This window comes from Streptococcus sp. 27098_8_186 (assembly GCF_041432055.1).
Taxonomy (GTDB): domain Bacteria; phylum Bacillota; class Bacilli; order Lactobacillales; family Streptococcaceae; genus Streptococcus; species Streptococcus dentalis.
Genome location: NZ_JAPVYV010000009.1, coordinates 37627 through 60294, shown reverse-complemented (window position 1 = coordinate 60294; position 22668 = coordinate 37627). Strand labels below are relative to the sequence as shown.

Annotated in this window: 20 protein-coding genes; 3 read left to right on the top strand and 17 right to left on the bottom strand. The window is 41.3% G+C overall.

All coding sequences use genetic code 11. The annotated features are described in order from the left end of the window. The first annotated feature begins 18 nt into the window (after positions 1-18). Positions 19-612, top strand: coding sequence for a Holliday junction resolvase RecU (gene recU / locus O3602_RS08425; protein WP_371611499.1), 594 nt, complete (start codon positions 19-21; stop codon positions 610-612). Then, the gene (gene pbp1a, locus O3602_RS08420; protein ID WP_371611498.1) at positions 613-2730 is read left to right on the top strand and encodes a penicillin-binding protein PBP1A; all 2118 of its coding nucleotides are present in this window, start codon (positions 613-615) and stop codon (positions 2728-2730) included. A 176-nt stretch (positions 2731-2906) separates the two neighbouring features. Here pbp1a and pepC read toward each other — a convergent pair whose 3' ends face one another. From pepC to rsmH, 13 genes are all read right to left on the bottom strand, one after another. Continuing rightward, positions 2907-4241 (bottom strand): aminopeptidase C, encoded by a 1335-nt coding sequence (gene pepC, locus O3602_RS08415; RefSeq protein WP_371611497.1) that lies wholly within the window; start codon positions 4239-4241, stop codon positions 2907-2909. 67 nt (positions 4242-4308) lie between these two features. Further along, positions 4309-4860, bottom strand: a complete 552-nt coding sequence (locus O3602_RS08410; protein ID WP_371611496.1) for a GNAT family N-acetyltransferase — start codon at positions 4858-4860, stop codon at positions 4309-4311. A gap of 381 nt (positions 4861-5241) precedes the next feature. Then, positions 5242-6066, bottom strand: coding sequence for an ammonia-dependent NAD(+) synthetase (gene nadE / locus O3602_RS08405; protein WP_155125288.1), 825 nt, complete (start codon positions 6064-6066; stop codon positions 5242-5244). Then, complete coding sequence (locus O3602_RS08400) at positions 6063-7523, bottom strand: nicotinate phosphoribosyltransferase (protein ID WP_371611495.1); 1461 nt, start codon at positions 7521-7523, stop codon at positions 6063-6065. The genes nadE and O3602_RS08400 overlap by 4 nt, the downstream gene beginning before the upstream one ends. A gap of 139 nt (positions 7524-7662) precedes the next feature. Beyond that, positions 7663-8574: a thioredoxin-disulfide reductase gene (trxB, locus tag O3602_RS08395; protein ID WP_371611494.1), complete on the bottom strand. Its 912-nt coding sequence runs from the start codon at positions 8572-8574 to the stop codon at positions 7663-7665. 58 nt (positions 8575-8632) lie between these two features. Then, positions 8633-8860, bottom strand: a complete 228-nt coding sequence (locus tag O3602_RS08390) for a DUF4059 family protein (protein WP_003003995.1) — start codon at positions 8858-8860, stop codon at positions 8633-8635. Positions 8861-8941: 81 nt separating this feature from the next. After that, complete coding sequence (locus O3602_RS08385; RefSeq protein ID WP_371611493.1) at positions 8942-9685, bottom strand: amino acid ABC transporter ATP-binding protein; 744 nt, start codon at positions 9683-9685, stop codon at positions 8942-8944. Next, entirely contained in the window at positions 9685-10485 is an 801-nt protein-coding gene (locus O3602_RS08380) for an amino acid ABC transporter permease (RefSeq protein WP_371611492.1), read from the bottom strand. The genes O3602_RS08385 and O3602_RS08380 overlap by 1 nt, the downstream gene beginning before the upstream one ends. 196 nt (positions 10486-10681) lie before the next feature. Next, positions 10682-12025: a DEAD/DEAH box helicase gene (locus O3602_RS08375; RefSeq protein ID WP_371611491.1), complete on the bottom strand. Its 1344-nt coding sequence runs from the start codon at positions 12023-12025 to the stop codon at positions 10682-10684. Positions 12026-12159: 134 nt separating this feature from the next. Next, the gene (gene mraY, locus O3602_RS08370) at positions 12160-13152 is read right to left on the bottom strand and encodes a phospho-N-acetylmuramoyl-pentapeptide-transferase (protein WP_151379206.1); all 993 of its coding nucleotides are present in this window, start codon (positions 13150-13152) and stop codon (positions 12160-12162) included. Between the two features lies 1 nt (position 13153). Then, positions 13154-15436, bottom strand: a complete 2283-nt coding sequence (gene pbp2X / locus O3602_RS08365) for a penicillin-binding protein PBP2X (RefSeq protein WP_371496495.1) — start codon at positions 15434-15436, stop codon at positions 13154-13156. After that, entirely contained in the window at positions 15429-15764 is a 336-nt protein-coding gene (gene ftsL / locus O3602_RS08360) for a cell division protein FtsL (RefSeq protein ID WP_021154536.1), read from the bottom strand. Before ftsL ends, pbp2X begins: the two co-directional genes overlap by 8 nt. 11 nt (positions 15765-15775) lie before the next feature. Beyond that, entirely contained in the window at positions 15776-16726 is a 951-nt protein-coding gene (gene rsmH, locus O3602_RS08355) for a 16S rRNA (cytosine(1402)-N(4))-methyltransferase RsmH (RefSeq protein WP_003010377.1), read from the bottom strand. 150 nt (positions 16727-16876) lie between these two features. Here rsmH and O3602_RS08350 point away from each other — a divergent pair, with 150 nt between their 5' ends. After that, the gene (locus O3602_RS08350) at positions 16877-17056 is read left to right on the top strand and encodes a hypothetical protein (protein ID WP_270300053.1); all 180 of its coding nucleotides are present in this window, start codon (positions 16877-16879) and stop codon (positions 17054-17056) included. A gap of 100 nt (positions 17057-17156) precedes the next feature. Here O3602_RS08350 and O3602_RS08345 read toward each other — a convergent pair whose 3' ends face one another. The 4 genes from O3602_RS08345 to glyQ all read right to left on the bottom strand — a co-directional run bounded on the left by O3602_RS08345 (position 17157) and on the right by glyQ (position 22156). Beyond that, entirely contained in the window at positions 17157-18539 is a 1383-nt protein-coding gene (locus O3602_RS08345) for an amino acid permease (RefSeq protein WP_003012538.1), read from the bottom strand. Between the two features lie 163 nt (positions 18540-18702). After that, positions 18703-18960: a DUF896 family protein gene (locus O3602_RS08340; RefSeq protein WP_003012632.1), complete on the bottom strand. Its 258-nt coding sequence runs from the start codon at positions 18958-18960 to the stop codon at positions 18703-18705. 33 nt (positions 18961-18993) lie between these two features. Next, complete coding sequence (gene glyS, locus O3602_RS08335) at positions 18994-21030, bottom strand: glycine--tRNA ligase subunit beta (protein WP_371611490.1); 2037 nt, start codon at positions 21028-21030, stop codon at positions 18994-18996. Positions 21031-21238: 208 nt separating this feature from the next. Continuing rightward, positions 21239-22156 carry a glycine--tRNA ligase subunit alpha gene (gene glyQ / locus O3602_RS08330; protein ID WP_002886077.1) on the bottom strand — a complete coding sequence of 306 codons (918 nt, stop codon included), beginning with the start codon at positions 22154-22156 and terminating at the stop codon, positions 21239-21241. Between the last annotated feature and the right edge of the window lie 512 nt (positions 22157-22668).

Genomic DNA, 22668 nt, shown 5'->3' with positions numbered 1-22668 from the left:
GTACCAATAAGGAGAACTATGGTCAACTATCCACATAAAGTAGCCAAAAAAACCTTGGTCTCTACACAAAGGAAACATCCGATCGACTTTGCGAATCGTGGAATGACATTTGAAAAAATGATCAACGAAAGCAATCAATACTATCTTTCTCGAGGGCTGGCAGTCATCCACAAAAAACCAACCCCGATTCAAATCGTGAAAGTGGATTATCCACGTCGCAGTCGGGCAAAGATTGTTGAAGCCTATTTCAGGCAAGCCTCAACAACGGACTACTCTGGAGTATACAAGGGACGCTATATCGATTTTGAAGCTAAGGAAACACAGCAAAAGCAGTCTATGCCGATGAAAAATTTTCATCAACATCAGATCGATCATATGGAGGCGGTTGTCCATCAAGGCGGTATCTGTTTCGTTCTCTTGCATTTTGCAAAGTTAAGCGAAACCTACTTACTTCCTGCTCCTGCATTAATTCACTATTACAACATCGATCATGGTAGTAAATCTATGCCTCTCTCCTATATTCAGGAGCACGGTTTTCTAGTAGATAAGAATCGACTTCCGAGTGTTCCTTATCTTGAAATTATCGAACAGAAACTTCTAGGCGGTATTTAAATGAACAAACAAACAGTCATTCAGTGGTTGAAATATGTTGCCATCGCAGCCATTTCATTTTTCTTACTTTTATTTGTCCTTTGTGGACTGATATTTGGCTACTATGCTATAAAAGCGCCAACCTTATCTGAAAGGGATTTGGTTGCAACAACATCTAGTAAGATCTATGACAACCAAAATAACTTGATCGCAGATTTGGGGTCTGAGAAACGAATCAACGCCTCAGCAAATGAAATCCCTACTGATTTGGTCAATGCTATCGTGGCGATTGAAGACCACCGTTTCTTCAATCACCGTGGGGTCGACATCATTCGGATCGGCGGTTCCTTCCTTCACAACTTGCGTGGAGGAAGTGAAGGTGGATCAACCTTAACGCAACAATTGATCAAATTAACCTATTTCTCAACTTCAGCCTCTGACCGTACCCTCTCTCGTAAGATCCAAGAAGCTTGGTTAGCAACCCAACTGGAAAAGAAAGCGACCAAACAAGAAATCTTGACCTATTACGTCAATAAAGTATTTATGGCGAATGGAAACTATGGAATGCAGACAGCCGCGAAAAGTTATTACGGAAAAGACCTAAAAGATCTTTCGCTCCCTCAATTAGCACTCCTTGCAGGGATGCCTCAAGCACCAAACCAATACGATCCATACTCCCACCCTGAAGCAGCACAACAACGCCGAAACTTAGTACTCAAAGAAATGCTCGATATGAAGACCATTTCTAACAAACAATACGAGGCATCTGTCAACACACCTGTCACAGATGGTCTTCAAAGTCTTAGTTCTTCAAGTAGTTATCCACCATATATGGATAATTACCTGAAAGAAGTGATTAAGCAGATTGAAGAAGAGACCGGCTACAATTTGTTGACAACTGGGATGGATGTTTATACAAACGTTGACACCGAAGCGCAAAAGAAATTGTGGGACATCTACAATACAGATGAATATGTCAACTATCCTGATGATGAATTGCAAGTAGCTTCTACAGTTATCGATGTCAATACTGGGAAAGTCATTGCACAATTAGGATCTCGTCACCAATCTAGCAATGTTTCCTTTGGTACTAACCAAGCGGTTGAGACCAACCGTGACTGGGGCTCTACAATGAAGCCAATCACAGATTACGCACCAGCTCTTGAACATGAGGAATATACTTCTACTGCAGCAACCATTACAGATGCACCTTACAATTTCCCTCATTCCTCAACACCAGTTTACAACTGGGACCGTTTCTACTACGGTAGCATTACCATGACTTATGCAATCCAACAATCTAGGAACGTTCCAGCAGTGAAGGCTCTCGAAAAAGTCGGTCTTAAAAAGGCTAAGAAATTCCTAAATGGACTGGGAATCGATTATCCAAAAATGGTATACGCTAACGCTATCTCAAGTAATACTAGCGATTCAAGCAATAAATACGGAGCTAGCAGTGAAAAAATGGCTGCTGCCTATGCTGCTTTTGCGAATGGTGGTACCTATTACAAACCGAAATATGTCAGTCGGGTTATCTTTAGCGATGGAACTACTAAAGATTTTGATTCGGAAGGAACCCGCGCGATGAAAGCAACAACTGCCTACATGATGACAGATATGATGAAGACAGTCCTCATGGCTGGTACTGGTACAAATGCAGCTATTTCAGGAGTCTATCAAGCTGGTAAGACTGGTACGTCAAACTACTCCGATAATGAGTTAAGTAAACTAACTAAAAATTCAAGTTATTCAAGTATCGTAGCTCCGGATGAGTTATTCGTAGGATACACACCTGAATATGCTATGGCCGTCTGGACGGGTTATTCAAATCGCTTGACTCCGGTATTAGACAACGGAATTCAGGTAGCAACAGATGTTTATCGTCAAATGATGCTCTATCTGGCTAATAACAATAATTCTGGGCATACAGATTGGACACAACCAAGTGGGCTTTATCGAAGTGGTTCTTATCTCTACTTAAACAATGGTAAGAACAACAACAATAACTACTACTATGAACCAAGTTACCCCACAGATCAGTATTCATATGAGGAACCTTCGTCTAACTCTTCGAACGAAGAAAATTCATCTAAACCATCAGAGTCTTCTTCACAAGACTCTAACAATCATAACGAATAATATAATGGAGAAGTCGGGCTTTTCACCCGGCTTTTTTAAAACAATGATTGAAACATCAGAACCTTCTGTTCTTGTTTTAAAAACAACACTAATAAATCTGATTTATTTAGTTAGACATTCCAGCTTTTTTATTATTGAGTATATAAAAAAGAGCCTTTCGGCTCTTTTCTATATCATTATTTTGCTAAAGCTCCCATTGGATCCCACGGTGCTAGGACAATTGGTTCTGCTTCATAGGCTGCTAATTCGTCTGAGGTTAAGAATTCTTTACGAACTACGATTTGGTAGGTATATTCATCCATCCATGCATCAGAAGCCACAAAGTAACCATCTGTACCGACCTTGTCCCCCCATGAATTTTCAACCTTCCATTTACGAGGCTGACCTGCTTCGTCTAAATCAACCCCTGTCAAGACCATAGCGTGTGTCATTAGACTTTCAGCATAGTCCAAGCGACCGGCTTTGTCTTGTGTTAAATGAATATCCATACCCGCTTCAAAGTCGTAGACATCGGTTGCCAGGATTCCTGCTTTGCGGTTGCTGACTTGACCTACATCTGAACCAAACCAGACAGTTTCTCCTGCTTTCATTTGAGCAATGGCTAATTCTTTCAAACGATCCATTGGAACATTTAGGTAGCGAACTGAACGGCTACCTACAACATTGCCCAACATCTCAACGGTGTATGATTTTCCATATGGCTTATCTGTAGTTGGGGCATTGATAATAGAGACATAATCGTCTAATTGAAGGTCTACATATTTTTTGTAGAAGCTTTGTGGAGTTAAGTCACTTTCGCTATGGAATTGGTTGTCCTTATCACGGTATGAAAAGTCAAATTCACGCGGAGGCAATCCTAAAGACATAGCCAAGAAGTTAAAGATTTCTTGCAACAACGCTTGTTTCTTGCTCGCAACTGCCTCACTATCTGCGCCTGAGTGAATCAAATCACGCAAGATTTGCGCATCTTGACGCAAGAGTTTATTGAGGTAGGTGTTCAATTCCCGGCTATTGCTTGAAGAAATCGATTCTGGATAAACTGATTTTGGAACCACTCCGTATTTCTCAAAGAGGGATACCACCATATCCCATTGACCGCCATCTTGTTGTGGGGTTTGTAGGAGAAAAGCCACCTTACGGCTGGTCAATTCTTGGTCTGCTGTAGCAATCACTTGCTCCAAAAACCAGTTTGATTTTTCATACTTATCCCAAAAGAAAGTATGTGCTTGAGACAATTCAAAATCCTCCAATTGGAAGCTTGAAATCATCTTGTGACGGAAGGTATTTAAAGCCGCAAACATCCAACAACGCCCAGATGCTTTTTGGTTTGTCACCTTATCCTTGGTCAAATCAAGTGAAAAAACTGGTGTATTTTCTACTGCACTCTTGCGCGTTTCAAGCGATGCATGGATCCCATTGTGGGTAACAGCATTTTCAAGAGCCGCATATTTCACATTTGCTTCATAATTAGCATAGAGCTGGTCTGTAAATTCTTTCGTTAATTCTGACATAGCAATCTCCTTTTTTCGTTATTTACTATTATAATCCTTTGAGCAGAATCTTCAAGTAAAAATCACCCTATAGAGAGGGATTCTGTTTAGAATAGATGATTTTATCTCCGCAATATCCTTTGCGTTGAATGGCATGAGGGATGGTTTCTACATACTGCATTCCTGCCTTTTCCATGACTTTCCCTGAGCCAGGATTTAAACTGACATAAGTGGCTTTGATTTCTTTAAATCCAACTTTGTTCAATAAGAAATCCAAAACAGCTATGACGGCTTCTGTCATGAATCCCTGCCCCCAGAATTTCTTGCCAAGGATATAACCCAGCTCGCAAGATTCACTTTCCTGGTCTTGAGAAACCACACTAATATCTCCAATTACCTGTTCCGGTGATGTTTTCAAACAGAGCGCCCATTTATAAGTATCTGGTTTAAGATACTGTTCGATCCATCTTTTGATCGATTCTCTGGTTCTCTCAGTAGATGCATGGGCATCCCAGGTGACATAGTTCAGGGTTTCAGGATCAGAAGCCCAATTTTCAAACATCGCTGGTGCATCCTCCAAAACGAAAGGCCTCAAGTATAAATGCTCTGTCTCTATGACAAGACTTCCAAGATGATTCATAGATTGTCTCCCTTCATTTTTTATGCAACTTGAACTTTGCAAGTTGGTTACTTTAATCTAGAAGAAAAGGACGGATGAAACCGCCCTTCTTTTTGATGCTTTTCACAATATTGTATGGGGAGACTACGAAATCGAACTCTGCGAGTTACCGATTTCTGTCTAGTATTAATAGAAAAATTCTATTTGTCTCCACCTCATCCATGAGCTTTTCAATGATACATTGACGCAGTAGCTGGCTGATTTGAACGGAGCTCTTTGAGCACCTTTCAAATCTAGACAGCCTTGCGGGGGTGAGACTAGGAAATCGAACTCTACGAGTTACCGATTTCTACCTCGTTTTCCTATTTTAAGACTCGGGCTAAAAAGGTCCACTGGACCTTTTTACTCCCAAAAATGATCAAATACTGTGATTGGCAAGTGGCGTTTGTGTTGGCCTTTGTACCACCACTTTTCAATAGTGGCTTGAGCTTCTGGGCTCACTTGTTTGCCTTCTAGGTAATCATCGATTTCATTATAGGTGACACCCAGCGCTACTTCATCTGCTATTCCTGGTTTTTCTTCTTCCAAATCTGCTGTTGGGATTTTCTCATAAAGAGCAGGATCGGCTCCTAAGGCCTTAAGCAATTGTTTTCCTTGGCGTTTATTCAAACGGAAAAGGGGTAAAATATCTGCACCACCATCTCCAAATTTTGTGAAGAAGCCAGTAATATTTTCTGCAGCATGATCCGTCCCAATCACAGCTCCGCTACGTGCTCCAGCTAGAGCATACTGAGCAATCATACGACTGCGAGCCTTAATATTGCCTTTGTTAAAATCAGAAACCTCTGTTCCAGTCGCTTCCACTGCTCGGACCATTTCGTCAGCAGACTCCTTGATATTCACAACCAGGCTAACATCCGGCTGGATAAAGGCCAATGCTTTTTGTGCATCTGCCTCATCTGCCTGTACCCCATAAGGAAGACGAACGGCAATAAATTGATAGGAGGCATCTCCTGTTTCTGCGCGCATTTCTTCCATGGCTAATTGAGCTAATCGTCCAGCAAGAGTTGAATCTTGTCCTCCTGAGATCCCTAATACAAATGTTTTCAAGAAGGGATGTTTTTTTAGATATCTTTTTAAGAAATCAACCGAGCAGCGAATCTCTTCCTGAGGATCAATGCTTGGCTTGACACCCAATTGTTGGATAATCTCTTCTTGCAAACTCATTTTGCTTCTCCTTCTCCATTGGCCTTGTTACGCATTTCCTCGATCAGATCCATCTTATCCTGCCAAATATCTTTGGCAAAGTCAACTGGGTAATGCTGTGGATTGAGGACGCGCTTGTATTCATCCCATAATTGATCGTAATTTTTACGAGCATATTCTTGAATTTCTGATAATGTTGGTAGTTGATAAACCAATTGACCCTCTTTAAAAATATCCACTAAAAGAGGAATCGCCTCAAAGTTTCGGACCGTTTTATTGATGTAGGTATAAGTCGGATGGAACATTTTAAGTTCAGTCAGTTGTGAAACATCTACTCCATCATAAGTGATGTAGTCCCCTTCTGATTTACCTTTTTCACGGCTGGTAATCCGCCAGACTTGCTTTTTACCTGGAGTAGAAACTTTCTCTGCATTATTGGAAAGCTTGATGGTATTGATCATCTCTCCTACTTCGTTTTCAACAGAGACAATTTTGTATACCGCTCCAAGCGCTGGTTGATCGTAAGCTGTAATTAACTTGGTTCCTACACCCCAAACATCAATTTTTGCTTTTTGCATTTTTAAGTTGAGGATGGTATTTTCATCCAAGTCATTAGAAGCGTAGATTTTAGCATTTGTAAACCCAGCCTCATCTAATTGCTGGCGAACCTTTTTAGAAATATAGGCAATATCTCCTGAGTCAATCCGGACGCCTAGGAAATTGATCTTATCTCCCATTTCACGCGCTACCTGAATAGCAGCAGGGACCCCAATACGAAGAGTATCATAGGTATCGACGAGGAAGACACAATCTTTATGGGTTTCCGCATAAGCCTTAAAGGCCTGGTAATCATTTCCATATACCTGTACAAGAGAATGGGCATGGGTTCCTAAAACCGGGATTCCAAAGAGTTTTCCTGCACGAACATTACTAGTCCCATTGGCACCTCCAATGACTGCTGCACGAGTTCCCCAAATGGCCGCATCCATTTCTTGCGCACGACGTGTTCCAAATTCCATCAAAGGCTCATCTTCAATGACTGAACGAATACGAGCAGCTTTTGTGGCTATCAAGGTTTGAAAGTTGACGATATTCAAAAGGGCTGTTTCCACCAATTGACACTGGGCTAGAGGGCCTTCTACTTGCACAATCGGTTCGTTCGCAAAGACTAAGTCTCCTTCTTGAGCCGAGCGTACTGTCAGTTCCAGCTTGAGATCACGGAGATATTCCAAGAAGTCCCCATGATAACCAAGTGACTCTAAATAGGCAATATCGCTCTCAGAAAAACTCAAGTTTTCCAAGTATTTCACAATTCTCTCTAAGCCAGCAAATACTGCGTAGCCGTTTTTAAAAGGCTGTTGACGAAAATACACTTCAAATACGGCATGTTTATTGTGAATACCTTGATCAAAATAGACTTGCATCATGTTGATTTGGTATAAATCAGTATGCAAAGTTAAACTGTCATCTGGATACATATGTATACCTCTTTTTTATTGATTTGTTCTATGAATTCCTACCATAAAATTAGTACCATTATAGCACATTTCAGCCCTATTGAATACTGAAAGGAAAGCATGAAAAAAATCTGAGACAGGAAGCTCAGATTTTTTTGGATTAAAAGTTTTCTGTGATATATTTATAAACTTCTTGGCCAGCAATCGCACCGTCTCCGACGGCTGTCGTCACTTGACGCAAATCTTTTTGACGAACATCGCCAACTGCAAAAATACCAGGGACTGTGGTTCTCATATGATCATCCGTGATCACCCAGCCATTTTCATCTAAAATACCAAGTTCTGTCGCAAAATCACTGACAGGATCTAAACCAACATAGATAAAGACACCACCGAAGTCTTGCTCTCTAACCTCTCCTGTCTTCACATCTTTTAAAAGGACAGACGTTACTTTTTGTTCACCCTTAATTTCTTCAACAACCGTATTCCAAGCAAAGTGAATTTTATCATTAGCAAAGGCACGATCTTGAAGAACTTTTTGGGAACGCAATTGATCACGACGATGGGCAATGGTCACTGTTTTTGCAAACTGAGTCAAAAAGACAGCTTCTTCTACCGCAGAATCGCCACCACCAACGACCAAGAGATCCTCATCTCTAAAGAAAGCTCCATCACAAACAGCACAGTAGGAAACCCCTCTACTATTCAGCTCTTCTTCACCAGGGACATTCAATGAACGGTGGTTAGACCCTGTTGCAATCACCACGGTTTTAGCTTCAAATTCCCCATCATCTGTGACAATCTTTTTGGTTGCTCCGTGGTCTTCGATGCGCTCTACCTGACCAAACAAATGTTCCACACCAAGATTTTCTAAAGGCTCGAACATTTTTTCAGCCAAATCTGGGCCGCTAATATTCGCATAGCCAGGATAGTTTTCAATGTCAGACGTATTATTCATTTGACCGCCTGGAATTCCTCTCTCAATTAATGCGACTTTTAAATTGCTTCGTGCTGCATAAAGGGCAGCAGTCATCCCTGCAGGACCTGCTCCAATAATCACTGTATCAAACATACTCAACCTCTTTCTGTTTTGTTGTAACCATTATAATTCTAACACGGTCTTTTTGCAATTATCGTGCTTGAAAGATAAACAAAATCCCTATGACCGCAAAGGTTAAAATAGGAATCGTCATGATATCAATTAAGAGGATATCATACAAATGGGCTTGTCGTTGCTTGGCTGTTTTATCTTTCTTCTTAAGGGCACGGTAGCCAATCCAAATACAAGAAGCGATCCCAACTAAAATCGTTGTCGTCACTAAACTTTGTAAATATAAGGACAATAATTTATTTAACATCACGTCTCCAAATATTTTTACATTTTCAGAAAACAAACCCAGCTAGCATCGCCAGCTGAGTCTTACCTCTCCTCTATTATATCAAACATAGGTCCGTTTGTAACTAGCAAAGAATTCTTTTGTCCGTTCTTCTTTTGGATGTCGCATGATTTCCTCTGGTGTTCCAGATTCAATAATCCGTCCTTTATCCAAAAATAAGACCTTATCTGCTACTTGCGCTACAAAAGACATATCATGGCTGACCAGTACCATGGTTTGTCCTGATTTTGCTGCATTGGCAATGGATTTTTCAACTTCTCCAACCAATTCTGGATCCAAGGCTGAAGTCGGTTCATCCAGCAAAAGAACCTCTGGTTTCATGGCCAAGGCACGGGCCAAAGCCACCCGTTGTTTTTGTCCACCTGAGAGGTGACGAGGATAGTGATTTTCACGATCCGATAAACCGACTTTTGCCAGTTCTTCTCGAGCAATTTTCGTTGCTTCTTGATCGGATAGGCCCTTCACAACAATGAGCCCTTCTTTCACATTTTCAAGAGCTGTTTTTCTACCAAACAAATTAAACTGCTGGAACACCATGGCCAATTTTCTTCTTAAGGTTAAGATTTGATCTTGGGTAATGTGCTCAAAATCAACTTCGAAATCATCAATCTTAATTCTACCACTATCTGGTGCTTCCAAATAGTTTAAACTGCGTAAGAAGGTTGATTTACCAGCTCCCGAAGACCCGATTAGGGCCACGACTTCCCCTTTTTGAATTTCCAAACTTAGATTATTTAAAACCTTTTGACCTGAAAATGTCTTTGATAAATCTGAAATATAAATCATTAGATCCGGACCTCCTGATCTGGTAAATCAATTGCTACGGGAGTCTCAATATCCAGTCGACGTTCAATGTGACGGCCTAGTATTTCAATGAGAATGTTCACAATCCAGTAAACAATCGATACCGTGATAAAGCGTTCAAAGTACTTCAAATCGCTCCCCCCAATAATCCGTGCTTGAGCAAAAATTTCAACCACACTGGCACTAAAGGCGAGCGAGGTCCCCTTGGTTAAGCCAATGAGAGAGTTGATTAAGGTCGGGGTTGCAACGACTGCTGCATTGGGAATAATAACCCGGCGATAAACTTGGCGGTTGGTCATCCCAAGACTACGCGCTGCCTCAATTTCACCAGGATCCACTGATAAAATGGCTGCCCGGATGGTCTCACTCGCATAAGCCGCCTCATTAAAGGCAAGAGCCACAATTGCAAATAACTCAGCTGGAATAGCATTAATATTAAAAGCTGTTCCATAAGACTGATTGATCGCTTTTAAAATAAGAGGAATCCCATAATAGGTCAACATCAACTGAACCAACAAAGGAGTCCCCCGTAAAAAACTGACAAAAACAGCTTGAATCGGGTAAAGAATTCGTACACGATTAATTTTGACCAGAGCAAAAATCATGGCAAAAATAATCCCAAAAAATGCGCCTCCTAGGGCTAATAAAATCGTCACAGGCAATTTCCCTATGACAGCCGGAAATGCATCCAATACGGCTCTCAAACTAAACAGCTTGCTATCTGGAACGTGTTTTAAAAAGTCAGCATACCAGTTGGCAGTTAAAAGATTAGTTGTAAACATTTTTGTTACTTCCTTTCTCGAACATAAACATTCTATCACATTCACTATCGGAATTCCAAAAATTGCTACAGAAATAGAAAAATGATAGACTACTCAAATTTAGTCTATCATAATTTTAGACAAGTTCCTAATAGTTTTTCTTTATGGAGTTCATAAAGAAAATCTATGTTTTCTTCTGAACATTTGAAAGAAGGGGTTAGAAAGTTTGACGTTTGGCCTTTCGTTCGGCCCGACCACGCGCACGGTTTTCAGCTCGCTTAGCTTTTCTCCGCTTTTCATCAACTGCCCATTTAATTTTTTTCTTGTAGCCTGGTTTGATTTTTTTCTTTTTCTTCTTCACCAGACCAATCATTTCGATGTCGAGTTTCTCTTGCTTTTTCTCACGATTGGACCGTCTATCCCGATCATAAGTATCTTCAATAACCCCATTTTTCAACACTTTCGGTACGAAACGAATGCCCATTTTTTCTAGTTCACGGATATCTGAATCATCACTTGGTTGATAAAGAGTAATAGCGACACCTGGTAGACCATTGCGTCCTGTCCGGCCAACACGGTGAACGAAGAAGGAAAGATCTTGTGGAATAGCATCGTTGATGACATGACTCACCCCTTCGATATCAATTCCACGAGCCGCCAAATCGGTGGCCACAATATACTCAAAATCAAGATTTTTAACCTGATTCATGATCCGTTTCCGTTCACGTGGTGGGATATCTCCGTGAATCTTCGCCACTTTTAATCCCTGAGCCACTAAATAGGCATGGAGATCATCTGCTCTCGTTTTGGTATTGACGAAAATCATGGCCAAATAAGGTTGCAAGGTCTTGGTCAATTGGTAAATTTGCTCATTTTTATCCCGACCCTTGGTCGAAACCAGCCAATTATCGATGGTATCTGAAATCACCGTCTTAGTCTTAATTTGCTCCATGACTGGGTTTGAGAGATATTTTTTCAAGAATGGCTGTAATTTTTGCGGAATGGTAGCTGAAAAAACTAAAAATTGCAGTTGTTGCGGAAGTCTTGAAGCAATCTTATCCACGGTAGACAAGAATCCCATGTCCAGTGTCATATCTGCCTCGTCTACCACAAAAGTATGGGCCTTATGAATAGCCAGATCACCAGATGCAACCAGATCATAGATCCGGCCTGGAGTTCCAATCACGATATGTGGTTGTTTGACCTGCAGTTTTTCAATCTGACGGCTTTTATCCGTTCCTCCAACATAATTTACAATCCGAATCTCTTTTTCAGAATGACTAGCGATTTGACGAGCAGCTTGGTAAATTTGCGTCGCCAACTCCCGACTAGGAGCCGTGATGACCGCTTCTACTTGTTGGCTGTCTTCATTTAACGTTTGAAAAATCGGCAAGAGGAACGTATGGGTTTTCCCAGAACCAGTCTTTGACTCTCCTACCAAATCATTTCCAGCTAGGACAATCGGAATTAGTTTTTCCTGTACTTCGGTTGCTTCTATAAAATTGATTTCTTTCAGTGCCTCTTGAATATAGGGCTTAAAATTAAACTCTGTAAATTTCATTTTCTCAGTTCCTTTCATGATCTCTATTATTATATCAGAAAAGCTGTCTTCTTGCCTCTCTTATGGGTCATTTTCCCTAACCAGCGAAGTCTCTCTGAGTCAGCAAAAAAACGATGGGCAAGCCCACCGTCGTTTTATAGATAGAGAAGGACTAGAGTCACGACACTTGTCACCAAGGCAATGCTCCACATAAAGGCATCCACTTTCCATTCTGACCAGTTTTGGCCATTGCCAGAAAGGCCACCCAGTTCTAAATGATGGTGGAAAGGAGTCATTCGGAAAATCCGACGTCCTTCCCCGTAACGTTTCTTGGTCCATTTGAAATAGGTCACTTGTAGCATCACTGAACCTGTTTCAATGACATAGACCAGACCAATCAAGAGCAGGGTCCACTCGACATGCAAAGCCATTGACAAGGCTGCAAGCATCCCTCCAAGAGCTAGACTACCGACATCTCCCATAAAGATTTTAGCCGGCTTGTGGTTGAAGACAAAGAATCCTAGCAAGGCCCCAATCATACTCAAGGTGACAAAGAGAATGTCCCATTTTCCTTGCATATAGGCAATAAAGGAATAGGCACTCAGGCTAATGGCAACGGAAATGCTGGCTAATCCATCAATCCCATCTGTCAAATTGACGGCATTTGAAAAACCAACCAACCAAAACAAAGCAAAGAGAATGTAGAAATGGCCCAAGTAAAGATCGTAACCAAAGACATTCAAAAGGCTTCCTGCACCGTGGCGTTCAGAAAAAATATAGAAGATGATTCCACCAACGAGTTGAAGAGCTAATTTTTGCTTTGGATTGAGCCCTTCATTAATCTTACGAAAAACCTTTAAAAAGTCATCCAAAAATCCAACAATTCCATATAGAATCAAGATAAATAGAGTAAGTTGAACAGGTCGCGTGAAATTTCCAGTCAATACGGTAACGACAAAACTGACTAGAACTGCTGTAATGAGAAACACCACTCCACCCATTGTTGGAGTGCCAGCTTTCGCTTTGTGTTGTTTCACATCTTCATGCATTTGTTGCCCAGAAATATGAGCACGATGGTAAAATCGAATAAAGGCTGGAATAGCAGCCACTGTTAATAGAAACGATACAAGGATCGTAGCAATATACATCTTAGTCTCCTAATGTTAACGTAATCTTTTTGGTTTTATTGAGTGAGGTGTTCATTTTGACACTTTGTTTGGTTACTTTCTTTCCACTACCTTTATAGGTAATTTCAATTCCAGTCCATTCTCCAAAGATGTCTGCATTTTTCTTAGTCCAACCATACATATCTGGAACCGCATCAAAGTCTTCTGTCAATAACAATACTTGTTGATTTGCTTTAACTTTAGAGCCTACATCCACAGACATTTTGCGGATATTTTTCCCGGTTCCTAGGACAATTGGTTGCACCAAATTGCGACGCAATTCCTCTGAATAAGCACCTGGGCTTAGATTTTGCTTCAGATTCAACTCTTTAGAGAGAGTTTCCACTGAAGGGATTTTGTAGGTCGTTTCTTTGGTCACATCATCCAACGTTGGTGCCTCTGATGTTAAGTGCAATTCATCTTTTAAAGCAACTGCATCTTCCAAAATAGGATTGACCAGTTCTTCCCAGCTAGTGGCTGAGAATTTCACTTCTGGTTGTTGGACTGTTACATACATGATGAATTCAGGGTCTTCTGCAGGTGTCATCGCTACAACCGAGTTGATATAATCATTTTCTCCTTGCAAGTATCCTTGATCTGTCGCCATTTGGGCAGTCCCTGATTTCACTGCAACGTTTTGACCGGGTACCTGAATGATAGGTCCATCACTGTACAAGGTTCCATACTCTGGATCTGTTCCGACGGTGATCATATAATTTCGAGTCTGTTGCGCAGCTGATCCTGAAACTGGTTTTCCAACAACTTCTTTTTTTGATTTGCGGGCTGTGTCTGATTTTTTATCGTAAATGGCACTAATAAACTTCGGCTCCAACATTTGCCCATCATTGGCGATAGCACTAAAGGCCCGTAACATTTGAGTTTGACTGACGGAAATCCCTTGACCAAAGGCAGATTGTGCCTGACTGACGTAGTTATCGCCCGGAAGACCACCATAAGCTTCATTTCCCATTCCAAAACGAGTTGGAAGACCGAATTTAAAACGGGTTAGGTAGTCCATCCAGACAGCATTTCCCATCTTTTGCTCTAAGCGGGTCATCCCCACGTTACTTGAGTAAGCAAAGCCCTGCGCGATATTCATATAGCGACCTTCAGCCAGTCCCATATTGACATCCCAGTCACGGATGGTCGCATCTTTTACTTGTAGTTCGTTACTGTAGTATACCTCATTATAAGCTGGGAAGGTTCCATGATCAATCGCCGAAGCTAATAACATGACCTTCATCGTTGAACCCGGTTCATATTGATCTTGATAAAGGATGGTATTCCAGGTTTTCAAGTTTTTCAGATCCAGCCCTTGTTTGGTATCCGCATTATAAGATGGACGTTGCGTTGTCGCAAGGATTTCTCCTGTTTTTGCACTCACAAGAGTCGCACTAACATACTTTCCTTTTACTTTTTCTTGGAAAACATCCATACGTGTCTCAAGGTAGGTCTGCAATTCTGCCGAAATGGTCGTATAAACATCTTTTCCATCTTCTGTTTTGACAGAAACCTTATCTGAACCAGGAACGATATTGCCGTTTCGGTCTTTGTCATAGGTGATGACTCCATTTTGACCAGCGAGAATACGATCGAGGGATTTCTCCATTCCTGATTGCCCCTTCAAGGTTTTATTCCCCTCTTTATCTTCTTGAAGAGAGGCCTGCCCTATAAATTGAGAGGCAAAAACTCCATTTTTATAGCTTCGATTTGGACTAGTTGTAAAGGCAACCCCTTCAATCTTCGCTGCTTCCATGGCCTCACGGATAGCCGTCATATTACTATAAGTAATGCCATTTCCGTTCGAGCCAAAAGAAACCTGTTTCAATTTCTTTTGCGACAACTGTTGAATGACGTAATCCTCATCCATCCCTAAGTACTGCTTAAAGATTTCTGCTACTTTTTTAAATTGGCTCTCTTCTACATAGAGGATTTTCCCGGTTGCTGATTTGTACTTTTTATCAATAATGGCATAAACATTATAGGTCGTCGCATCTTCAGCAATTACTGCTCCATTTCGATCATAGATCGTTCCACGTTTTGCAGGAACAATGACCGTCTGCTCATGGACTTTTTTGGCTTGATCCGATAAGGTCACACCAAATTTTTTGTCAGTCCCAATGATCATTGCAAAATTAATCAGAAAGAGAAAAAAGAGGAAAATCGCCAGTACACTGAGATTTTTCCCAACTTGTTTTCGATTCTGATCCGGCAAGCGACGTTTCTTTATCGAATACCCGATCAAAAATTTTTTGAATTTATTCATCACTACTTGCACTCACTGTTTTTCGATTTTCTTTTTGCAGCTTCATTCCTTGGGAGCTAGCCAACTGTGATAAGCGGTCATAACGTGTTAATTCATTGACCTCTTGACGAACATCTGCCAATTCCGTCTTTTTGGCTTCTAGTTCCGTATTCAAATCAGTCAATTCACTTTGAACTTGTAAAATCCGTGTCTGCATAAAGACGATACTAATGGCTAAAATAACAGCTGTTAGGACAATCGACCCATAAAAAGCCTTTTCTACTCTAGAGAAACGGCGAAAGCGGTCTTGTAGTACCTGTGTTCTTGTTCTCTCATTTCTTGCTGCCATATCAATTCCTCTTACTTGTGTATTTTTCGAGCAACCCGTAATTTTGCTGAATGAGATCGATTATTTTCCTCAAGCTCTTCTTCACTTGGCAAAATAGGTTTCCGGTTGACCAACTCCATCTTTGGTTTCAAATCATCTGGAATAAAGGGAAGCCCCTTTGGAACCTCAACTGTCGAAGCTTCTTTAAACAATTGTTTGGTCAATCGATCCTCTAACGAATGAAAGGTAATCACAGAAATACGACCATCGAGGGCCAACAAATCCATGGCTTGCTGAATTGATTCATCTGCAGCTCCCAGTTCATCATTGACTTCGATACGAATGGCTTGGAAAATCTGTTTAGCAGGATGGCCCTTTTTCTTGAGCTCCTTAGCTGGTTTAGCAGATTTAATAATCTCTGCTAATTCAGTCGTTGTTTCAATCGGTTTAATTGCTCGTGCTTGCTCAATTTTCCGCGCAATTTGCTTGGAAAATTTGTCCTCTCCATATTTGAAAAAAATACGGACTAGATCATGGTAATCGTAGCTATTTACGACCTCATAGGCCGTCAAGGAAGCTTCTTGATTCATCCGCATGTCCAGTGGCGCATCTTTCTTGTAAGAAAATCCGCGTTCCCGTTCATCTAACTGAGGACTAGACACACCTAGGTCATAACAGATTCCATCAATTTCAGTCACACCCAATTCGTTTAGACGTTCCTTCAAATGACGAAAGTTATCCTTAATGAAGGTCACCATGCCTTTCTCAATGAATGGAGCTAAACGAATCTTAGCATTCTCAATCGCATGCTGATCTTGGTCAAAGGCATAAAGATGGCCCGATTCATTTAATTTTGTTAACAAATATTCGCTGTGTCCTGCCCCACCCAATGTGGCGTCTACATAGATCCCATCTGGCTTAACATCCAGCATATCGATCGTTTCATGAAGCAAAACCGTTACATGATGAAATTCTTTACTCATATCTTTACTATTTTACCACAAATGGGACCAAGATGCACTCCTGAAAGAAAATTCACTAACTAATCCTATCTGACCTTTTCGGATCTTACAAAATACCTAGAAGGTCTTGATATCACTTGTTTCCTATAAGATTTATGATACAATATTCTTATGAAAATAAGAAAACAGATTCTCATCCCACTTTTATTGGTCGATGCTATCGCTCTCTATTTTTTTATAACTACTATTGAGGCTTGGATTTTTTGGCTTGCTGCCCTGATCCTAGTCGGCTCACTTTGGTGGCTCAAAAAAGCCATTCAAGGACAAAAAACAGAGATGAAAGAAAAATAATTTCTTTCACCTCTGTTTTTCTTTTATTCACTCCAAGAAACTCCTTAAAAAAGCAAACTAGCTCTGAAATAAAAACTCACCTAAGGGTGAGTTTTGCGGTTTATTGATTATGTTTCCAATTACTGTAAATTCCAAAAAGAATGATCCATATGGTTGCTCCAATCGCTCCAATGTATGTTGATTCTTGCAAGAAGAGACAAACGAATACAAAGAGGAAGAAAACAATGGTCAATGGATTCAACACTTTATAGGCTGGCATGACAAAACCATCTGGCATAAATTCTTTCGATTTACGGTACTTAAGATGGGCAAGCATAGTCAAAATGTAAATAGCAATGTAGACACCAGAAGAAGATGCCGTAATCAAGGCAAAGGCATCTGAGACACCTGGCAAGACATTGATAAAGGCAGAAACAGCAACCACAATCGCAGAAAAAATAATCGCCCGACTTGGAATCCCCATACGAGATAAGCTATTCAGTTTCAAACGATTCATCACTTTACTGTTTGGCGTCTCTTTTGCAATCTGGTACAAGTGACGCCCTGTTGAATAGAGGGTGGAATTCAAGGAGGATGCAGCAGCTGTCAGTACAACAAAATTAATCAATCCTGCTGCCCACTTGATTCCTACCATCTGAAAGACCGTTACAAATGGTGATTTATTGACGGGAAGCTGTTGCCAAGGGAAAATAGCCATAATCGCCAACAAAGCCCCTACATAAAAGATTACAATTCGGATTGGAATTTCTTTAATGGCTTTTGGTAATACTTGGCGGGGATTTGCTGTTTCAGAAGTAGTAATTCCAACAAACTCAATCGCTTGATAAGCAAAGAAGACCATTTGGAAGGCCATGACGAACTTGACCCAACCATTTGGAAACATTTGAAAACCATTGGTAATATTGGTTAAGCTAGCGTGTCCAGCAGGTGTTTCAAAGTTAGTCGTCACCATAAAGATCCCTGTTGCGATCAAGGCTAAAATCGTAACAATCTTGATCATTCCAAACCAGAATTCAACCTCTCCAAAAACCTTCACAGCGATCAAGTTTACACAACTCAAGAGCGCTAAAAAGACAATTTGAATCTGCCAGGCTGGCCAATTTGGGAACCAAAGTTGGACATAGTTGGAAACAGCCGTGATCTCTGCCATTCCCAAAAATACTAAAGAGACCCAATAAGACCATCCTGAAAAATAACCCCAACCTTTTCCTAGATACTTGGTGATAAAGTTGATAAAGGTGTGTTGATCAGGGTCCATATAAAGCATTTCTCCGATCGCCCGCATCATCAAGTACATGAAGGCGCCAGTCAGCATATAGACTAAAATAATAGAGGGACCTGTCAAAGAAAGGGAACGACCGGCTCCAAGAAAAAGTCCTGTCCCGATGGTTCCTGCAATAGCAATCAGCTGAACATGCCGATTTTGCAGACCACGAACCATCCCATTTTCGGTTTCTTCACCAGGATGATGTTTTTTTGACATATGATTACTCCAATTCTTTTTCTGTATATTTTCAGAAAAGTATATTTCAAATTTTCATATAATCTACTATACCATGTTTTTAAAAATTGGTCAATCTAGTACAGAATATTCTGAATTTTGAAGATGCAAAAGAGTGCTGGAGTCTCTTCCAGCACTCTTTTGCTTATGAATTAGGATCATCCAAACTACGGCCATGCAAACCTTTTTCTCGTTGTACTTGGCGTAGTTTCTCAGGTGTTACATCGTTACCTTCTTCATCCACAATTTTGATACCTTCAATGTGGTGACGAACCGAACGACGATAACCTTCAATGTATTCTTCACGAAGTTTTGCTTGCTCCACTGCTTCTTCAGGAGTCAAACCTTCTGTTTTTTTCTTTTTAGCGAGCTCATTGATACGAGCGATTTTTTCAGGTGTCATAATAAAACCTACTTTCTACCTGTCATCAGGTACTTATTTTGTGTTCAATTGATTAAAGGCCGCAACAGCATTAGCTTTCGCTACAAGACCTGCAAGCAGGGCCAAACGGTTATTTTTAACAGCCTCATCTTCAGCCATCACCATGGTATTGTCAAAGAAGGCATCGATGACTGGACTAAGAGCAAAGAGCTGTGCCAATTTATCACTAGCTGAACCAGTCAATTCTAATTCTTCAATTGCTTTAGCAAGAGCTTTTTCTTGATCATTTTCAAAGAGACTGGCATCGACTGCTACTGAAGCATCTGCTTTTTCTGCCAAGTTGAAGGCACGTGAGAGTGATTCAACAGCTGCCTTGTAACCATCCGTCTTAGCAGCTTCTGAAAGAGCTTCAGCTGCTTCCAGCATATCTGCTACGACAAAGTTTGAACCAGCAAGAACAGCTTCTTTGATATCTTTTGGTGTACGTCCCATCATCTTGTCCACACGCGCCTTGATGAAGTTGAGCACTTCTGCTTGATTGTCATAAGAAAGGCTATCAAATGAAAGTCCGTAAAGGCTGTCGATTAACTCATCCATCGGGATATGCCAACCAAAGGCATCCAAAATACGAACAATCCCTTGCGTTGCACGGCGAAGCGCATAAGGGTCATTGGAACCCGACGGAATCAAACCGACTGAGAAGAAGGAAAGAAGGGTATCCAATTTATCTGCAAGAGCTAGCACTGCACCAACCTTGGTTTCAGGAAGAGCTCCGTCTGCTGCATCAGGAAGGTAATGCTCACGGATAGCTGTCGCAACCGCAGCATCCTCACCAGCAAGGAGGGCGTATTTTTCACCCATGATTCCTTGCAATTCATCGAACTCTCCGACCATACCCGTCAAGAGGTCAAATTTGTAGATTTCAGCTGCACGAGCAACGGCTGCCGTTTCTTCAGCAGTCAAACCAGCTTGCTCAGCTAATGACGCTGCAATAACACCCGCACGCGCCATGTGTTCTGAAAGAGAACCAATTTTTTCATGGAAGGTCACGTTAGCCAATTTAGCAACGAGGTCTTCAATCTTAAGTTTTTGGTCTTCACACCAGAAGAATTCACCATCTTCAAGACGTGCCACCAAGACTTTTTCATTTCCTCGGATGACATTTTCCAAGTGCTCAGCGTTCCCATTACGGACGGAAATGAAGTTTGGTTTGAGCTTACCATCTAGGTCACGTACAACAAAGTACCGTTGGTGCGTTTCCATTGAGGTCACCAAGACTTCTTCTGGAACGTCCAAATATTTAGTGTCAAAACTTCCCATAAAGGCAGTTGGGTATTCGACCAAGTTCAAGACTTCATTCAAAAGTCCTTCTTCGATTTGAACTTGCACACCTTGTTCTGCTTCGATGGCTTTGATTTGCTCACGAATCATGTTTTCACGTTCTTTGCTATCCGCAATCACGTAAACGGTACGAAGGTCTTCTTCATAAGAATCCGCATTGGTGATTTCCACTTCGTGTCCAAGGAAACGGTGTCCACGACTCACACGACCTGACTTGATATCCAAAAAATCAAGGTCAAGCGCTTCATCACCCAAAAGAACGATCAAGGTGTGAACTGGGCGAATGTATTCAAATGTGTTGTTAGCCCAGTGCATGCTGACAGGGAAGGTCAATGAAGTAAGTACTTCTGGAACGCCAGCCAAGACTTCTTTAGCTGGTTTTCCAGCTTCGTGCTTCGTGACATAAACGTACTCTTCCCCTTTGACTTCACGGAATTCGATATCATCAACCGTCAAACCTTTCCCTCGGACGAATCCTTGAGCCGCTTTTGAGAAGTTTCCATCTGCATCCAAGGCGGTTTTCTTAGAAGGTCCTTTAAAATCTTCAGTCAAATCCGATTGTTGATCTGCTAAACCAATCACACGGACAGCCAAACGGCGTGGTGTTGAGAAGGTTTGAATGCTTTCGTATGAAAGACGGTTGTCATCCAAGAAGGCTGCCATCTTCTCACCGAGTTGTTTTTCACTTGGTGTGACAACGTAGGCTGGCAACTCTTCAAGTCCAAGTTCTACTAATAAGTTTTTTGTCATGTTTTTTCTCCGAAAAATATCTTTTTTTCCAGTTTGCCTTATGTGATTGGCACGCAAGCAACCGACTTCGTCGTTTCATTGCTAAAATTGGAGCCTAAGGTCTCCAATTTTGCCTGGTATCGTTAGTTTCTCTAACGATACCTAAATCACAGCGGCAACTGGTTCTGTAGGGTTACTCTATTAACCTATCCTATCTAATACACTCTTTTTATTCTTCCTCTTCTGCTAGGAGTTTGGCGCGTGTGGCTTCGTCGAGAAGTGGATAACCAAGTTTTTTACGTTCTGCGACGAAGGTTTTGGCTACGACACGTGCCAAGTTACGGATGCGGGCGATGTAGCCAGCACGTTCTGTAACGGATACTGCTCCACGTGCATCTAGCAAGTTAAAGGTATGCGAACATTTCAAAACGTAGTCATAGGCTGGGTGAACAAGGCCCAATTCCAAAGCACGTCCTGCTTCTTTTTCAAATTTTTCGAAGTTTTCAAGAAGCATATCTTGATCAGAAACTTCAAAGCTGTATTTTGAGTGTTCATATTCTGGTTGAAGGAAGATTTCTCCGTATTTAACGCCTGGAGCCCACTCAATATCGTAAACAGAATCTACTTCTTGGATGTAAGAAGCCAAACGTTCCAATCCATAAGTGACCTCAGAAGTTACTGGGCCAGTTGCCAACCCACCAACTTGTTGGAAGTAGGTGAACTGAGTGATTTCCATACCATCCAACCAAACTTCCCAACCAAGACCAGCTGAACCAGTTGATGGGTTTTCCCAGTTATCTTCAACGAAACGAATATCGTGTTCCAAAGGATTGATCCCCAATTTTTCCAATGACTCAAGGTAGAGTTCTTGGATATTTGATGGAGAAGGTTTCATGACCACTTGAAATTGGTGGTGTTGGTAAAGACGGTTTGGGTTTTCCCCGTAACGACCGTCCGCTGGACGACGAGATGGCTCTACATAAGCCGCATTCCATGGCTCAGGACCAATGGCACGAAGGAAAGTATAGGGACTCATTGTTCCCGCACCCTTCTCATTATCGTAAGCTTGCATCAGCATACAACCCTGGTCATTCCAGTATTGTTGCAAAGTAAGGATGATTTCCTGGAAAGTCAATTTTTTAGACATGTTTTACTCCTTTTTCTATAATTTCTTGCGACACGAGTCTGCCTCGTCGATCGTACGAGGCAAGACGAGTTAGTACTGCGTTCAGCTCAGGCACCCTAGTGCTGAGCGTGGGGCAGTCCGACTGTAAGGAGGTCTCTGCCACTAACGCAGTGAAAGGTTAGTTTTTTAGACATGTTTTACTCCTTTTTCATAAAGTTTCTTGTGACTCAGGATACAAAAAGAACCGTGTCTTCGCTCCTAAGTCCTTTGACCTAGGGGCGTCAGAAACGCGGTTCCACCCTAATTTATTACTTCATTTTATCTTACTTTACTCAGCTTTTTGCTGAGAGAAAGCGCCACTTGCTTACTTTGCTCTACTTGGCTCTCACTATCCCAAGCTCGCTAGAAAAACGCCGTAAGCCCTTCTTTCTTGACTAGTATTATAGCAGATTTTTAATGACTTGTAAATTAAAATCCGCATGAGACAATCGTTTCATACGGATTTTAGGCTAACAAACTATTTTGTTTTGCTT

Excerpts from the sequence above, each read along its gene's own strand:
- mraY (WP_151379206.1), bottom strand. The coding sequence starts at position 13,152 with ATGTATATTGCTACGATCCTTGTATCGTTTCTATTAACAGTGGCTGCT.
- O3602_RS08350 (WP_270300053.1), top strand. The coding sequence starts at position 16,877 with ATGAAAATAAGAAAACAGATTCTCATCCCACTTTTATTGGTCGATGCT.
- O3602_RS08340 (WP_003012632.1), bottom strand. The coding sequence starts at position 18,960 with ATGACACCTGAAAAAATCGCTCGTATCAATGAGCTCGCTAAAAAGAAA.
- O3602_RS08400 (WP_371611495.1), bottom strand. The coding sequence starts at position 7,523 with ATGTATCCAGATGACAGTTTAACTTTGCATACTGATTTATACCAAATC.
- trxB (WP_371611494.1), bottom strand. The coding sequence starts at position 8,574 with ATGTTTGATACAGTGATTATTGGAGCAGGTCCTGCAGGGATGACTGCT.
- ftsL (WP_021154536.1), bottom strand. The coding sequence starts at position 15,764 with ATGGCAGCAAGAAATGAGAGAACAAGAACACAGGTACTACAAGACCGC.
- O3602_RS08380 (WP_371611492.1), bottom strand. The coding sequence starts at position 10,485 with ATGTTTACAACTAATCTTTTAACTGCCAACTGGTATGCTGACTTTTTA.
- O3602_RS08410 (WP_371611496.1), bottom strand. The coding sequence starts at position 4,860 with ATGAATCATCTTGGAAGTCTTGTCATAGAGACAGAGCATTTATACTTG.
- O3602_RS08345 (WP_003012538.1), bottom strand. The coding sequence starts at position 18,539 with ATGTCAAAAAAACATCATCCTGGTGAAGAAACCGAAAATGGGATGGTT.
- pepC (WP_371611497.1), bottom strand. The coding sequence starts at position 4,241 with ATGTCAGAATTAACGAAAGAATTTACAGACCAGCTCTATGCTAATTAT.
- pbp1a (WP_371611498.1), top strand. The coding sequence starts at position 613 with ATGAACAAACAAACAGTCATTCAGTGGTTGAAATATGTTGCCATCGCA.
- pbp2X (WP_371496495.1), bottom strand. The coding sequence starts at position 15,436 with ATGAATAAATTCAAAAAATTTTTGATCGGGTATTCGATAAAGAAACGT.
- nadE (WP_155125288.1), bottom strand. The coding sequence starts at position 6,066 with ATGAGTTTGCAAGAAGAGATTATCCAACAATTGGGTGTCAAGCCAAGC.
- O3602_RS08390 (WP_003003995.1), bottom strand. The coding sequence starts at position 8,860 with ATGTTAAATAAATTATTGTCCTTATATTTACAAAGTTTAGTGACGACA.
- rsmH (WP_003010377.1), bottom strand. The coding sequence starts at position 16,726 with ATGAGTAAAGAATTTCATCATGTAACGGTTTTGCTTCATGAAACGATC.
- O3602_RS08385 (WP_371611493.1), bottom strand. The coding sequence starts at position 9,685 with ATGATTTATATTTCAGATTTATCAAAGACATTTTCAGGTCAAAAGGTT.
- O3602_RS08375 (WP_371611491.1), bottom strand. The coding sequence starts at position 12,025 with ATGAAATTTACAGAGTTTAATTTTAAGCCCTATATTCAAGAGGCACTG.
- recU (WP_371611499.1), top strand. The coding sequence starts at position 19 with ATGGTCAACTATCCACATAAAGTAGCCAAAAAAACCTTGGTCTCTACA.
- glyQ (WP_002886077.1), bottom strand. The coding sequence starts at position 22,156 with ATGTCTAAAAAATTGACTTTCCAGGAAATCATCCTTACTTTGCAACAA.
- glyS (WP_371611490.1), bottom strand. The coding sequence starts at position 21,030 with ATGACAAAAAACTTATTAGTAGAACTTGGACTTGAAGAGTTGCCAGCC.